At 52.0% G+C, this 15415-nt stretch carries 13 protein-coding genes and 1 tRNA gene; all 14 read right to left on the bottom strand.

The features are described 5' to 3' along the window. Positions 1-104 (bottom strand): GTP-binding protein (locus LG203_RS00540; protein ID WP_033456734.1); only part of this gene is annotated, 104 nt, incomplete at its 3' end. 34 nt (positions 105-138) lie between these two features. Beyond that, entirely contained in the window at positions 139-2229 is a 2091-nt protein-coding gene (fusA, locus tag LG203_RS00535; protein ID WP_230344039.1) for an elongation factor G, read from the bottom strand. Positions 2230-2256: 27 nt separating this feature from the next. Beyond that, positions 2257-2727 carry a 30S ribosomal protein S7 gene (rpsG, locus tag LG203_RS00530; RefSeq protein WP_013441126.1) on the bottom strand — a complete coding sequence of 157 codons (471 nt, stop codon included), beginning with the start codon at positions 2725-2727 and terminating at the stop codon, positions 2257-2259. Between the two features lie 39 nt (positions 2728-2766). Then, positions 2767-3144 carry a 30S ribosomal protein S12 gene (gene rpsL / locus LG203_RS00525; RefSeq protein WP_015829259.1) on the bottom strand — a complete coding sequence of 126 codons (378 nt, stop codon included), beginning with the start codon at positions 3142-3144 and terminating at the stop codon, positions 2767-2769. A gap of 109 nt (positions 3145-3253) precedes the next feature. Then, a complete protein-coding gene (gene rpoC, locus LG203_RS00520; RefSeq protein ID WP_230344038.1) occupies positions 3254-7492 on the bottom strand; it encodes a DNA-directed RNA polymerase subunit beta' in 4239 nt (1412 codons plus the stop codon). An 11-nt stretch (positions 7493-7503) separates the two neighbouring features. Then, positions 7504-11676, bottom strand: coding sequence for a DNA-directed RNA polymerase subunit beta (gene rpoB / locus LG203_RS00515; RefSeq protein WP_230344037.1), 4173 nt, complete (start codon positions 11674-11676; stop codon positions 7504-7506). Between the two features lie 125 nt (positions 11677-11801). After that, positions 11802-12182 (bottom strand): 50S ribosomal protein L7/L12, encoded by a 381-nt coding sequence (gene rplL, locus LG203_RS00510; RefSeq protein WP_013441122.1) that lies wholly within the window; start codon positions 12180-12182, stop codon positions 11802-11804. A gap of 29 nt (positions 12183-12211) precedes the next feature. Beyond that, positions 12212-12736 carry a 50S ribosomal protein L10 gene (gene rplJ / locus LG203_RS00505; protein ID WP_015829258.1) on the bottom strand — a complete coding sequence of 175 codons (525 nt, stop codon included), beginning with the start codon at positions 12734-12736 and terminating at the stop codon, positions 12212-12214. 253 nt (positions 12737-12989) lie between these two features. Further along, positions 12990-13682: a 50S ribosomal protein L1 gene (gene rplA, locus LG203_RS00500; RefSeq protein WP_015829257.1), complete on the bottom strand. Its 693-nt coding sequence runs from the start codon at positions 13680-13682 to the stop codon at positions 12990-12992. Then, positions 13683-14114, bottom strand: a complete 432-nt coding sequence (gene rplK, locus LG203_RS00495; RefSeq protein ID WP_013441119.1) for a 50S ribosomal protein L11 — start codon at positions 14112-14114, stop codon at positions 13683-13685. A gap of 129 nt (positions 14115-14243) precedes the next feature. Further along, on the bottom strand, positions 14244-14780 hold the full coding sequence (gene nusG / locus LG203_RS00490) for a transcription termination/antitermination protein NusG (protein WP_230344036.1): 537 nt from the start codon (positions 14778-14780) through the stop codon (positions 14244-14246). 1 nt (position 14781) lies between these two features. Further along, a complete protein-coding gene (gene secE, locus LG203_RS00485; protein WP_328486186.1) occupies positions 14782-15147 on the bottom strand; it encodes a preprotein translocase subunit SecE in 366 nt (121 codons plus the stop codon). Between the two features lie 7 nt (positions 15148-15154). Continuing rightward, positions 15155-15230, bottom strand: a tRNA-Trp gene (locus tag LG203_RS00480). A gap of 68 nt (positions 15231-15298) precedes the next feature. Further along, positions 15299-15415: EF-Tu C-terminal domain-related protein (locus LG203_RS00475; protein ID WP_456085625.1), on the bottom strand; the 117-nt coding region annotated here is incomplete at its 5' end.

Raw genomic sequence — 15415 nt, 5'->3', positions numbered from 1 at the left:
ATTGTCGTGATCGCCGCTGTCAGCGTCGTCTTACCATGGTCAACGTGACCAATCGTGCCTACGTTGACGTGCGGCTTCGTCCGCTCAAATTTACCTTTTGCCATTACCGTTTCCTTTATTAATCCAACTAATATTCAATTATTTCTTGTTGATAATCGCTTCTGCGACGTTTCTTGGAGCTTCCGAGTAGTGCTTGAACTCCATGCTGTAGCTGGCGCGACCTTGTGACAGAGAACGCACAACGGTCGAGTAACCAAACATCTCAGCAAGAGGAACTTCAGCGCGAATAATCTTGCCACTCGGGCTGTCTTCCATACCCTGAATCATGCCGCGACGTGAGGACAAGTCACCCATCACATCACCCATGTAGTCTTCAGGTGTTTCAACTTCCACCGCCATCATAGGCTCGAGCAGGATAGGATCTGCTTTACGCATACCATCCTTGAACGCGATCGAAGCAGCCATCTTAAAGGCGTTTTCGTTCGAGTCAACATCATGGTAAGAACCATCAAACAGGGTTACCTTGACATCAACAACAGGGAAGCCGGCCAAAATACCTGCAGGAATCGTCTCACGAAGACCCTTGTCAACTGCAGGAATGAATTCACGAGGAACGGTACCACCCTTGATGGCATCCACGAACTCGTAGCCCTTGCCAGCTTCGTTAGGCTCCATGGTGATCCATACGTGACCGTATTGACCCTTACCACCGGACTGCTTAACAAACTTGCCTTCCACTTCGACCTTCTTCTTGATCGCTTCGCGATAAGCAACCTGCGGCGCACCAACGTTAGCCTCAACGTTGAATTCACGGCGCATACGATCCACCAGAATTTCAAGGTGCAACTCACCCATACCGGAAATAATGGTTTGATTGGTTTCTTCGTCGGTACGCACACGGAAAGAAGGATCTTCCTGGGCCAAGCGGTTCAGGGCAATACCCATCTTCTCTTGGTCAGCCTTGGTCTTGGGCTCAACAGCCACGTGAATCACTGGCTCAGGGAATACCATGCGCTCCAGGATAATGACATTATCCGGATCACAGAGCGTATCACCGGTAGTAGCGTCCTTCAGACCCACTGCGGCCGCGATGTCACCTGCGCGAACTTCCTTGATTTCCTCACGCTGATTGGCGTGCATCTGCAGAATACGGCCAAGACGTTCCTTCTTGCCCTTCACCGAGTTGTAAACAGTATCACCCGAATTCACCACGCCAGAGTAGACGCGGAAGAAAATCAGCTGACCTACAAACGGGTCGGTCATGATCTTGAATGCAAGCGCAGAGAACTTCTCAGCATCATCCGCCTTACGTTCAGCCTGGGTACCATTTTCTAACTCACCGGTCACTGGAGGAATATCCACTGGCGATGGCAAGAAGTCAATCACAGCATCCAGCATGCGCTGAACACCCTTGTTCTTGAACGCAGTACCGCAAAGCATAGGCTGGATTTCGTTGGCGATTGTACGATCGCGCAAGCCCTTGACGATTTCCTCTTCGGACAACTCGCCAGATTCCAGATACTTGTTCATGAGATCTTCATTGGCTTCAGCAGCTGCTTCCACCATATTTTCACGCCACTTCTGGCACTCAGCCAGCAAGTCTGCGGGAATCTCTTCATAATTGAACTTGGTGCCTTGGCTAGCCTCATCCCAGATGATCGCTTTCATCTTGAGCAGATCAACCACACCCGTAAATGTATCTTCTGCACCAATAGGCACGACAACAGGCACAGGATTCGCCTTCAGGCGAGTTTTCAACTGGTCGTAAACCTTGAAGAAGTTAGCACCGGTACGATCCATCTTGTTGATGAAAGCAAGGCGAGGCACACCGTACTTGTTTGCTTGACGCCATACAGTTTCAGACTGAGGCTGCACACCACCCACCGCACAGTAAACCATGCAGGCGCCATCCAGAACACGCATGGAGCGCTCAACCTCAATCGTGAAGTCAACGTGCCCAGGGGTATCAATGATATTGATACGGTGCTCAGGATAGTTACCACCCATCCCCTTCCAGAACGCGGTAGTCGCAGCAGAGGTAATGGTAATACCACGCTCTTGCTCTTGCTCCATCCAGTCCATGGTAGCAGCACCATCGTGAACTTCACCAATCTTGTGGTTCACACCGGTATAAAAAAGAATACGCTCGGTTGTCGTTGTCTTACCAGCATCAATGTGAGCACTGATACCAATGTTACGATAGCGATTAATGGGGGTTTTACGAGCCACAGCTATTACCTTTACTAATGAACTTGTTTAGAAGCGGAAATGCGAGAAGGCTTTGTTGGCTTCAGCCATACGGTGCACTTCTTCACGCTTCTTCATGGCAGAGCCGCGACCTTCGGATGCTTCAACCAGCTCAGCTGCCAGACGGAGACCCATGGACTTTTCACCACGCTTGCGAGCAGCATCACGCAGCCAACGCATCGCGAGGGCGCTACGACGTGCAGGACGCACCTCAACAGGCACTTGATAGTTTGCACCACCCACACGACGGCTCTTCACTTCAACAACCGGACGCAGGTTGTTGATAGCCACGGTGAACACTTCAAGAGCATCTTTGCCGCTCTTTTGGGCGATCTGATCAAATGCGCCGTACAGGATACGCTCAGCAACAGACTTCTTGCCGCCAGTCATCAGCACGTTAATGAACTTGGATACTTCCTGGCTACCGAATTTCGGATCAGGCAGAATATCGCGCTTGGGAACTTCTCTACGTCTTGGCATGGTTTTTCCTTAAACTTGGTGACCGCTAAGCAAATCAGCTTATGCAGCCTTAGGGCGCTTCGCGCCGTATTTGGAGCGGGACTGCTTACGGTCTTTAACACCGGCAGTATCCAGGCTACCGCGCACCATGTGGTAACGCACACCTGGCAAGTCCTTCACACGACCACCGCGCAGCAGCACAACCGAGTGCTCCTGCAGGTTGTGGCCTTCACCGCCGATGTAGCTAATGACTTCATAGCCATTGGTCAGGCGAACCTTAGCCACTTTACGCAAAGCGGAGTTAGGCTTTTTAGGTGTTGTCGTATAAACACGTGTACAAACACCACGCTTTTGTGGGCAGCTTTCCAAAGCTGGAACTTTGCTCTTGGTCACTACTTTTTGGCGCGGCTTGCGCACTAATTGATTGATGGTTGGCATAACTCTTTAGCCTTTAAATTTGTTAGCTCGCTAAAAATTACGGGACGGCGACAAGCGCCATCCCGGAAAACATAGCATTTTATTTAGCGTTCAATAGGTTGTCAAGCAACTATACATTTCCAGCAGCTTCTTCTGCTGGTGTTTGCTGCTGTTCAACTTCAGTAATCGCTTCCTCGATGGCGGCGGGCGCTGCATCTACCCCAGCCGCTTGACGCTTGCGTGTTTCGTGATAAGCGAGCCCTGTACCTGCAGGAATCAGACGACCAACGATCACGTTTTCTTTCAGACCGCGCAGTTCGTCGCGCTTGCCAAGGATCGCAGCTTCGGTCAGAACACGTGTCGTTTCCTGGAAGGAAGCGGCAGAGATGAACGAATCTGTCGACAGCGATGCCTTGGTAATACCCAGCAATACGAACTCATAGCTGGCCGGACGCTTGTCTTCTGCAATCACGCGCTCATTTTCAGACAGCACGTCTGCACGTTCTACCTGTTCACCCATGATGAAGTTGGTATCACCAGCATCCGTGATACGTACGCGACGCAACATCTGACGCACAATAACTTCGATGTGCTTGTCATTGATCTTAACGCCTTGCAGACGATACACATCCTGCACTTCATCAATAATGTAACGGGCCAATGCTTCACGACCTTGCAGACGCAGGATATCCTGCGGATCTGCCGGACCGTCCACGATGCTTTCGCCCTTGGTAACAACTTGGCCATCATGCGCCGTCACGTGCTTGTCCTTTGGAATCAGGAACTCATGGGATACACCATCCAGGTCGGTGAAGACCAGACGCTGCTTGCCCTTGGTATCCTTACCGAAGGAAACCGTACCGGTTACTTCAGCCAGCATGCCGGCATCCTTAGGCGAACGTGCTTCAAACAACTCGGCAACGCGTGGCAGACCCCCGGTAATATCACGCGTCTTGGAAGACTCTTGCGGAATACGAGCCAACACTTCACCAACGCCTACTTCCTGGCCATCTTTCACAGTAATGATGCAACCCAGCTGGAAAGTCACGTTAACAGAGGCATCGCCACCGGCAACCTTGACTTCAACACCATTGGCATCCAGCAACTTAACCTGAGGACGCAAGCCCTTGGATTGACCAGCACGCTGCTTCGGATCAATAACCACCAGGGAGGACAAACCAGTAACTTCATCTACCTGCTTGGCAACGGTGACACCTTCTTCGACGTTTTCAAACTTCACACGACCAGCGTATTCGGTAATGATCGGACGAGTATGCGGATCCCAGGTAGCCAGCGCCTGGCCAGCCTTCACTTGCTTGCCATCTGTCACTTGCAGCGTCGCACCGTAAGGCACTTTATGACGCTCACGCTCACGACCATTTTCATCGTGAATCACGGCTTCGCCATTACGCGAGATGGCAACCTGCTCATTGCGGGCATTGGTGACATAACGCATGGTCGAAGTGAAGTTAACGATACCATTGGACTTGCTTTCTACCTGGCTGATGGAAGCCGCGCGTGATACCGCACCACCGATGTGGAAGGTACGCATGGTCAGCTGAGTACCAGGCTCACCAATGGATTGCGCCGCGATCACACCGACAGCTTCGCCGATATTGATCAGCTTGCCACGACCCAAGTCACGACCGTAGCATTTTGCGCAAATACCGTAACGTGTATCGCAAGTGAGCGCAGTACGTACCTTGACTTCATCAATACCCAGCGCATCAATATGCTCAACCTCATCTTCGGTTAGTAATGTGCCAGCAGGGTAAACCACTTCCTGATTTTCAGGATTGATCACATCCAGCGCTGCCACACGGCCCAGAATACGGTCATGCAATGGCTCAACCACTTCACCGCCCTTGACCAGGGCTTTGGTTACCAGGCCTTCAGTCGTACCGCAATCCAGCTCGGTCACTACCAGATCCTGCGTCACATCGACCAGACGACGTGTCAGATAACCGGAGTTCGCAGTTTTCAGCGCGGTATCTGCCAGACCCTTACGAGCGCCGTGGGTTGAGATAAAGTATTGCAACACGTTCAAACCATCACGGAAGTTCGCGGTAATCGGTGTCTCAATGATGGAGCCATCCGGTTTCGCCATCAGACCGCGCATACCGGCCAACTGACGCACCTGAGCTGCAGAGCCCCGGGCGCCGGAGTCAGCCATCATGTAAATCGCGTTAAACGACTCTTGCTTGATGACCTTGCCATTCTCATCCTTGGCAGCATCACCATTGGCATCCAGCACGGTTTCTTCGCGCAGTTGCTTCATCATGGCGTCAGCGACCTTGTCGCCGGCACGACCCCAGATATCCACTACCTTGTTATAGCGCTCACCCTGAGTTACCAGACCAGAAACATATTGGTCTTCGATTTCCTTGACTTCGGATTCGGCAGCGGCGATCAACTGTTCTTTCTCTGGCGGTACCAGCATGTCGTTGATGCTGATGGAAATACCAGCACGCGTCGCATAGCTGTAACCGGTGTACATCAGCTTATCGGCAAAAATAACGGTTTCGCGGATGCCCACCTTGCGGAAGCTGGCATTAATCAGCTTGGAAATTTCTTTTTTCTTCAGTGCCTTGTCAATCACGCTGAATGGCAGGCCAGCTGGGAGAATTTCAGACAGCAGAGCACGGCCAACCGTGGTTTCGTAACGGGTGATCTTTTCGCGCTTCTGACCATCGACCTCCATGTCGAATTCGCGAATACGCACAGTAATACGTGCGTGCAAATCGATCAGACCGCCATCGTACACACGTTGAACTTCAGCAACGTTGGCAAAGCGCATGCCTTCGCCGCGTGCCGCTTTTTTCTCGCGGGTCATGTAGTAGAGGCCCAGCACGATATCCTGCGAAGGCACAATGATAGGTTCGCCGTTGGCTGGAGACAGCACGTTGTTGGATGCCAGCATCAGTGTGCGGGCTTCCATTTGCGCTTCCAGACTCAAAGGCACGTGAACCGCCATTTGGTCACCGTCAAAGTCGGCGTTAAACGCAGCGCAGACCAGAGGGTGCAATTGAATGGCCTTACCTTCAATCAACACAGGCTCGAACGCTTGAATACCCAAGCGATGCAGCGTAGGTGCACGGTTCAGCAAGACCGGATGCTCGCGGATCACGTCTTCCAGGATATCCCAGACTTCTGGACCTTCCTCTTCAACCTTCTTCTTGGCAGCCTTGATGGTAGTCGCCAAACCCAACACTTCCAGCTTGTGGAAAATGAATGGCTTGAACAGTTCCAACGCCATCTTCTTCGGCAGACCGCACTGATGCAGCTTGAGCTGTGGACCTACCACAATCACGGAACGACCGGAGTAGTCCACGCGCTTGCCCAGCAAGTTCTGACGGAAACGACCGCCTTTACCCTTGATCATGTCGGCCAGTGACTTCAGAGGACGCTTGTTGGCGCCCGTCATGACCTTGCCGCGACGACCGTTGTCCAGCAGCGAGTCAACCGCTTCCTGCAGCATGCGCTTTTCGTTACGCACGATGATTTCAGGAGCCTTCAGTTCCAGCAGGCGCTTCAGACGGTTGTTACGGTTAATCACCCGACGATACAGATCGTTCAGATCGGAAGTAGCGAAACGGCCGCCATCCAAAGGAACCAGTGGGCGCAGCTCTGGTGGCAGCACAGGCAGCACTTCCAGAATCATCCACTCAGGCTTGATGCCAGACTTCTGGAAGGCTTCCAGCACCTTCAGACGCTTGGCGATCTTCTTGATCTTGGCTTCGGAACCGGTTTCACCCAGTTCACGACGCAGCTTTTCAATTTCCGTGTGTACATCCATGGTACGCAAGAGTTCGCGCACAGCTTCAGCACCCATCACGGCATTGAATTCGTCACCGTGTTCTTCTACCTTGGCCAGGTAGTCGTCTTCCGTCAGCAATTGACCACGTGTCAGCGGGGTCATGCCTGGATCAATCACGATATATGCTTCGAAGTACAGCACGCGCTCGATATCGCGCAAGGCAATATCCAGCACCATGCCCAAACGGCTTGGCAAGGACTTCAGGAACCAGATATGGGCTACAGGTGAAGCCAGCTCGATGTGAGCCATGCGCTCACGACGCACCTTGGACAAGGTCACTTCAACGCCGCATTTTTCGCAGATAACACCGCGATGCTTCAGGCGTTTGTACTTGCCGCACAAGCATTCATAGTCTTTGATCGGGCCAAAAATCTTGGCGCAGAACAGACCATCACGCTCTGGCTTGAACGTACGATAGTTGATGGTTTCTGGCTTTTTAACTTCGCCATAGGACCAGGAGCGGATTTTTTCAGGAGAAGCCAGCGCGATCTTGATCGCATCAAATTCTTCTTCCTGTGTTACCTGCTTAAATAAGTCTAATAGAGCTTTCACGCGGATTCTCCTTAATTACGGTCCAGGTCAATATCGATAGCGAGCGAGCGAATTTCCTTCACCAGCACGTTGAACGACTCCGGCATGCCGGCATCGATCTTGTGCTCGCCCTTGACGATGTTCTCGTAGACCTTGGTACGGCCGGATACGTCATCCGACTTAACCGTGAGCATTTCCTGCAGGGTGTACGAAGCACCATAGGCTTCCAGTGCCCAAACTTCCATTTCACCGAAGCGCTGACCACCAAACTGCGCCTTACCGCCCAATGGCTGCTGGGTAACCAGCGAGTATGGACCAGTAGAACGTGCATGCATCTTGTCATCTACCAAGTGATGCAGCTTCAGTACGTGCATGTAGCCAACCGTCACTGGACGCTCGAATGGCTCACCGGAACGGCCGTCAATCAGCTTGACCTGGGTCTTGCCAGCCGCAAACTGCAGCTGCTGGGTGCGGGCATCATCATCCGGGAATGCCAGATCCAGCATGTCGCGAATGTCTTGCTCGGTTGCACCGTCAAATACTGGCGTTGCAAATGGCACACCGCGCTCCAGATTGCGGGCAAGTTCGAATACTTCTTCGTCGGTCAGCGACTTGATGTCTTCTTTCTTGCCGTTGCTGTTGTTGTAAATCTGGTCGATGAACTTACGGATTTCATTGGCCTTGGTTTCTGCCTGCAGCATTGCACCGATACGCATGCCCAAGCCCTTGGCAGCCCAACCCAGGTGAACTTCCAGAATCTGACCGATGTTCATCCGTGAAGGCACGCCCAGCGGGTTCAGCACGATATCCATAGGGGTACCGTCTGCCATGTGTGGCATATCTTCTACTGGCACAATCTTGGAAACCACACCCTTGTTACCGTGACGACCTGCCATCTTGTCACCAGGCTGAATACGACGCTTAACAGCCAGGTAAACCTTGACCATCTTCTGCACGCCTGGAGGCAACTCATCGCCCTGGGTCAGCTTGCGCTTCTTCTCTTCGAACTTGCTGTCAAACTCAACGCGGGCTTGTGCCAGACTGTCCTTCAGCTGCTCCAGTTGGCGGGCAGCTTCTTCGTCAGACAGGCGAATATCGAACCAGTCATAACGACCAATGCTTTCCAGGTACTCAGCCGTCAGGGTTTCACCCTTCTTCAGCTTGTTAGGACCACCCGTAGCTACCTTGCCTTCGATCAGGCGACGGATACGACCGAATGCATCGTCTTCCACAATACGCATCTGGTCAGCCAGATCCTGCTTGTAGTGTCCCAATTGATCATCAATGATCTGCTGTGCACGCGTGTCGCGGTCAATGCCTTCGCGGGTGAAGACTTGTACGTCGATCACGGTACCTGACATGCCGGAAGGCACGCGCAGGGAAGTATCCTTAACATCGGAAGCCTTCTCACCGAAGATGGCGCGCAGCAGCTTCTCTTCTGGCGTCAGCTGGGTTTCACCCTTAGGCGTTACCTTGCCGACCAGCACGTCGCCTGCTTCCACTTCCGCACCGATGTAGATGATGCCGGACTCATCCAGACGGCCAAGCATGCGCTCGGACAGGTTGGAGATATCCCGGGTAATTTCTTCTGCACCCAGCTTGGTATCACGCGCAACCACAGACAGTTCTTCGATATGGATCGAAGTGTAACGGTCATCGGCCACTACGCGCTCGGAGATCAGAATTGAGTCTTCGAAGTTGTAACCATTCCATGGCATAAAGGCGACCAGCATGTTCTGGCCCAGCGCCAACTCACCCATGTCGGTAGATGCGCCGTCCGCAATCACGTCACCGCGGGCCAGCACATCCCCAATCTTGACCAGCGGACGCTGGTTGATATTGGTGTTCTGGTTGGAACGGGTGTACTTGATCAGGTTGTAGATATCCACACCGACTTCGCCAGCAGCCGCTTCGGCATCATGCACACGCACCACGATACGACCAGAGTCCACGTAATCCACGATACCACCGCGGCGGGCTTGTACAGTCGTGCCGGAGTCTACCGCTACGGTACGCTCAATGCCGGTACCCACGATCGCTTTTTCAGCACGCAGACAGGGCACTGCCTGACGTTGCATGTTGGCGCCCATCAATGCGCGGTTGGCGTCATCGTGCTCCAGGAACGGAATCAGGGAAGCCGCTACCGACACAATCTGACCAGGGGCCACGTCCATGTATTGCACGCGATCAGGCTGTGCCATGGTGAATTCATTATGGTACCGGGCAGAGATCAGTTCTTCCTTGAACTGGCCATTCTTATCCAGTTCGGAGTTGGCCTGGGCGATCATGTATTGGCTTTCCTCAATCGCAGAGAGGAAGTCAATCTTGTCACTTACCTTGTTGCCATCAACACGACGATAAGGTGTTTCCAGGAAACCATACTGATTGGTGCGTGAGTACAGCGCCAACGAGTTGATCAGACCAATGTTTGGACCTTCAGGCGTTTCAATCGGACACACACGGCCGTAGTGGGTCGAGTGTACGTCACGCACTTCAAAGCCAGCACGTTCACGAGTCAAGCCGCCTGGGCCCAGAGCAGAAACACGACGCTTGTGGGTAATTTCCGACAGCGGGTTGGTCTGATCCATAAACTGGGAAAGCTGAGACGAACCGAAGAACTCACGAATCGCGCTCGATACCGGCTTGGCATTGATCAGATCGTGCGGCATCAGGTTGTCAGATTCAGCCTGTGACAAACGCTCCTTGACGGCGCGCTCGACGCGAACCAGACCGGCACGGAATTGATTTTCGGCCAATTCACCTACGGAACGGATACGACGATTACCCAGATGGTCAATATCGTCAATTTCGCCACGGCCATTGCGCAACTCAACCAGAACCGCAATAACGGCAAGAATATCTTCGTTGGAGAGAACCGGAGCACCCTCAGCACCACGCGCACCCACTTTTTCATAGAAGCGACGCAACCAGGCAGCGGTGCGCTCTTCAATTTTCTCCGGGAATGCACGACGGTTGAATTTCATGCGACCAACGGTCGACAGGTCATAGCGCTCTTCATTGAAGAACAGACCGTCGAACAGGGCTTCTACAGCATCTTCAGTAGGTGGCTCACCAGGACGCATCATGCGATAGATCGCAACGCGTGCGCTGTATTGGTCAGGGATTTCATCAATCCGCAAGGTTTGCGAAATGTAATCGCCATGATCCAGGTCGTTGGCATACAGAGTGTTGATCTTGCCAACCTTGGCTTCACGCAACTTCTCAAGCAAAGACTCGGTGATTTCTTCGTTGGCATTAGCCACAACTTCACCGGTTTCCTTGTCGATAATGCCGGAGCTTAATGCACGACCGAGCACAAATTCTTCTGGCACATTGATCTTGCTGATGCCTGCCTTTTCCATGTCGCGAATATGCTTGACGGTAATGCGCTTATCCTTGGCGACAATGACATTGCCGCTGCCGTCGATGATGTCGAACTTGGCAACTTCACCGCGCAGACGCTCAGGCAACAGTTCAAACTGCACACCCTTGGCGCTGATATGGAAGGTGTCCAGATCGTAGAAAGTTTCCAGAATCTGCTCTGGGGTAAAGCCCAAGGCTTTCAGCAGAATGGTCACGGGCATCTTGCGACGACGGTCAACGCGGAAATACAAGTAGTCCTTTGGATCAAACTCAAAGTCCAGCCAGGAACCACGGTAAGGGATGATACGAGCCGAGAACAGCAGCTTGCCCGAGCTATGGGTTTTACCGCGATCATGCTCGAAGAATACGCCAGGGCTACGGTGCAACTGAGACACGATAACGCGCTCTGTACCGTTGATAACAAACGAGCCATTCTCCGTCATCAAGGGCAATTCGCCCATGTAGACTTCCTGCTCCTTGACTTCCTTCACGGTAGGCTTGGAAGCTTCTTTATCCATGATTGTTAGGCGGACCTTGACGCGCAAAGGTGCGGCGTAGGTCAGGCCACGCTGCTGACATTCCTTGACGTCAAAAGGCTCTTGACCCAAGGTATAGCTGACGTAATCCAGACGGGCATTGCCGGAATGGCTAACAATAGGAAAAACCGAGTTGAACGTGGCTTGCAATCCTGCATTTTCACGCTTGTCGACGGGCACATTAGCCTGCAGGAAAGCCGCATACGATTCCAATTGCATGGCGAGCAGGTAAGGTACTTCCTGCACGCTTTCACGCTTGGCAAAACTTTTACGTATACGTTTTTTCTCGGTAAAGGAATAGCTCATAGCATCTCCTGAGAGGGGGTAGAAGGTAGAAAACAGAGTGCTAAAAATAACCCTCTGTTTTATATCTTCTTAAAATGGTGAAGGCTGACGGTCTCCCGTCAGCCTGTGCACCACAGTATTGCTTATTACTTAACTTCGGCCTTAGCGCCAGCTTCTTCCAGCTTCTTGGCGGCAGCATCGGCATCAGCCTTGGATACGCCTTCCTTAACAGCCTTAGGAGCACCGTCAACCAGGTCCTTAGCTTCCTTCAGACCCAGAGAAGTCAGTTCGCGAACAGCCTTAATAACGTTCACTTTGTTGTCGCCAGCGGAAACCAGAATTACGTCGAATTCAGTTTTCTCTTCAGCGGCAGCAGCGCCACCTGCAGCAGGAGCTGCAGCAACAGCGACAGCAGCAGCTGCAGCGGATACGCCAAACTTTTCTTCCAGATCCTTGATCAGTTCGGACAGTTCCAGAACGGTCAACGACGCGATTGCGTCAAGAATTTCTGCTTTAGATAATGCCATTTGTAATACTCCTGATAATTTGATGTTGATTAAGCTGCTTGTTTCTGGTCACGTACTGCTGCCAGACCGCGCGCAAACTTCGTAGGTACTTCATTAAGCGTACGAACAAAGGTGGCGATCGGGGCTTGCATGGTGCCCAGCAACTTGGCCAGCAACTCTTCACGGCTAGGCAACGACGCCAGGGCTTGAACTGCTTTCGCATCCATGACCTGGTTAGGCATTGCACCTGCCTTGATAACGAACTTGTCGTTGGCTTTGGCGAAATCACTCAATACCTTTGCCGCAGCAACTGGATCGGTAGAGATACCGAATACCAGAGGGCCGACCATTGCGTCAGCAAGACCGGAAAACGGGGTGCCGTCAACAGCACGACGCACCAGCGTATTCTTCAGAACACGCAAGTACACACCGGATTTTCTGGCTTGTGCACGCAGTTGGGTCATATCACCCACTTCGATGCCGCGATACTCAGCAAGAATGATTGCCTGCGCCGTTGCGACTTGCTCGCTGACCTCAGCAACCACTGCCTTTTTCTGCTCAAGATTAAGACTCAAGGTCTTCTCCTTCCGTTAATTAAGCATTTGCAGTTGCCTGCAAACACCTTCCCACGGCGACCTTTCATCAGGAATACACATTGTGTTGATATCCTGTTTCGGGTAACGCCATCTGCGTAGGATGGGTAAATTATTGCTTCACCCTATTAAATTCCTTGCGGAACACCTACGGTCTTTGATAACCCTGTGGCGAATACTCCCGCCACAGGCCCAAAGTTCTTTTAATGCCAGGCAAGCTGGCAAGTTCTTACGATTAAGCGATGCTGGACTGATCAACACGCACGCCAGCACCCATGGTGCTGGAAACCGAGACCTTCTTCAGGTAAACACCTTTTGAAGATGCTGGCTTCGCCTTGTTCAATGCATCAACCAGTGCAGCCAGATTGGCTTGCAGAGCGTCTACGCCGAAAGATGCACGACCAATGGTGCAATGAACGATACCACCCTTATCTGTACGGTATTGAACTTGACCTGCCTTGGAATTCTTAACAGCAGTAGCCACATCAGGGGTAACCGTGCCAACCTTAGGGTTAGGCATCAGACCACGGGGACCGAGCACCTGACCCAGAGCACCTACAATACGCATAGCATCAGGAGTGGCAATTGCAACGTCAAAGTCGAGCATGCCGCCTTTAACTTGCTCCGCCAGATCTTCAAAACCGACAATATCCGCACCTGCGGCCTTGGCTGCTTCAGCAGCAGCGCCCTGGGCAAATACAGCCACGCGCTTGGTTTTACCAGTACCGTGTGGCAACACGAGAGCGCCACGAACCAGTTGATCTGACTTGCGTGCATCAATACCCAGATTGATAACAGCATCTACGGACTCGTCGAATTTTGCAGTTGCAGTTTCCTTGACCAGGGTCAGGGCTTCAGTAGCAGCATAAACTTTGTTGCGGTCAACTTTGGCACGCAAAGCCTGCAGACGTTTGGAAATGTTAGCCATTTACACACCCTCCACTTCAATACCCATACTGCGCGCGCTACCTGCAATGGTACGAACAGCAGCATCCAGATCACCTGCCGTCAAGTCAGGGGCTTTAGTCTTAGCAATTTCTTCGGCTTGAGCGCGAGTGATTTTGCCAACCTTATCGGTATGAGGACGTGGGGAACCCTTGTCAATCTTTGCTGCCTTCTTGATCAGAATGGTAGCTGGAGGGGTCTTCATTACGAAGGTGAAACTCTTGTCTGCGAATGCAGTGATCACCACTGGAATTGGCAGACCTGGCTCCAGGCTCTGCGTAGCAGCATTGAAGGCCTTGCAGAATTCCATGATATTCAAACCACGTTGACCCAGCGCTGGACCAACAGGTGGACTAGGATTGGCTTTGCCTGCAGGAATCTGCAGCTTGATATAGCCGACAACTTTCTTTGCCATTTTTAAACTCCTCAATGGGTACAAGCGCTTTAGAAATAAAGCTCCCCGTCAACAAATGCAGCTTTCGCCACAGCCAATGCGTCAATCTTAAAGACGCAAACAGGCCTGCCAAAGGCAAGCCTGAAATACTTAAACTTCCTTCTCCACCTGATCGAAATCAAGCTCAACAGGTGTTGCACGCCCAAAGATCACGACAGAAACGCGCAACTTGCTCTTTTCGTAGTTAATATCTTCAACGCTACCAGAAAAGTCCTTGAAAGGACCATCAACCACCCGAACAGACTCACCCTTCTCAAAGGTAAGCTTCTGCGTTGGATTGCTTTTGCTTTCATCCATACGCTGAAGGATGATTTCAACCTCTTTATCCTTGATGGGCGTCGGTTTGAGAGCAGTTCCACCAATAAATGCGGTAACTCGCGGGGTACTTTTCACCAAATGCCATGTATCATCGTTCATCTGCATCTGAACCAATACATACCCAGGGTAGAGCTTGCGCTCACTGATCGCCTTCTGGCCATTCTTCATCTCAATCACCTCTTCAACAGGTACGAGAATCTGACCAAACATATCCTGCAAATCAGAACGCGCAATACGCTCTTCCAACCCACGCTGAACGGATTTTTCAAAACCTGAAAAGGCTTGTACCGCATACCATCGCATACTCATCTTAGGCGCCCCTTCCCATCAGCATTTTCACACCCCACAAAAAGCCAATGTCAACCAGCCACAGAAAGACCGCCATCACCATTACCAGCACAAAGACTGCAACGGTAGTCTGTATTGTCTCTTTACGCGTTGGCCAAACGACACGACGTGCTTCAGCAGCTGAATCTTGCACAAACGCAAAAGCCTCACGCCCCAAAGGCGTGGACCAGAAAACAACGACAGCAGCAATAACCCCGGCCAAAACAGCCAGGATCCGCACAACCAGCGCATGCTCAGACAGCAAATAAAAGCCTGCCACGCCTGCAGCGACAAGTATCAAAGCAAGCACAAGCTTAATTTTATCAATCATATATGTTGCGCACTTAATGTTGTAATGGCAGGCCAGGAGGGTCTCGAACCCCCAACCCTCGGTTTTGGAGACCGATACTCTGCCAATTGAGCTACTGGCCTAAAACTCTGGAGAACGCATAAGGGCTGCCACGATGAAAATCGCGCAGCCCCAGTCAGATCAGAAACGATTACTCAATAATTTTCGCGACGACGCCGGCACCAACGGTACGGCCACCTTCACGAATCGCAAAGCGCAGACCGTCTTCCATCGCGATCGGGGCAATCAGTGCCACGGTGATGGATAC

The sequence above is a fragment of the Methylovorus mays genome, assembly GCF_020531915.1.
In the GTDB taxonomy this organism is placed as follows: domain Bacteria; phylum Pseudomonadota; class Gammaproteobacteria; order Burkholderiales; family Methylophilaceae; genus Methylovorus; species Methylovorus mays.
Note: the sequence above shows the minus strand (reverse complement) of the source record. Positions and strands in the feature narration are given on the sequence as shown.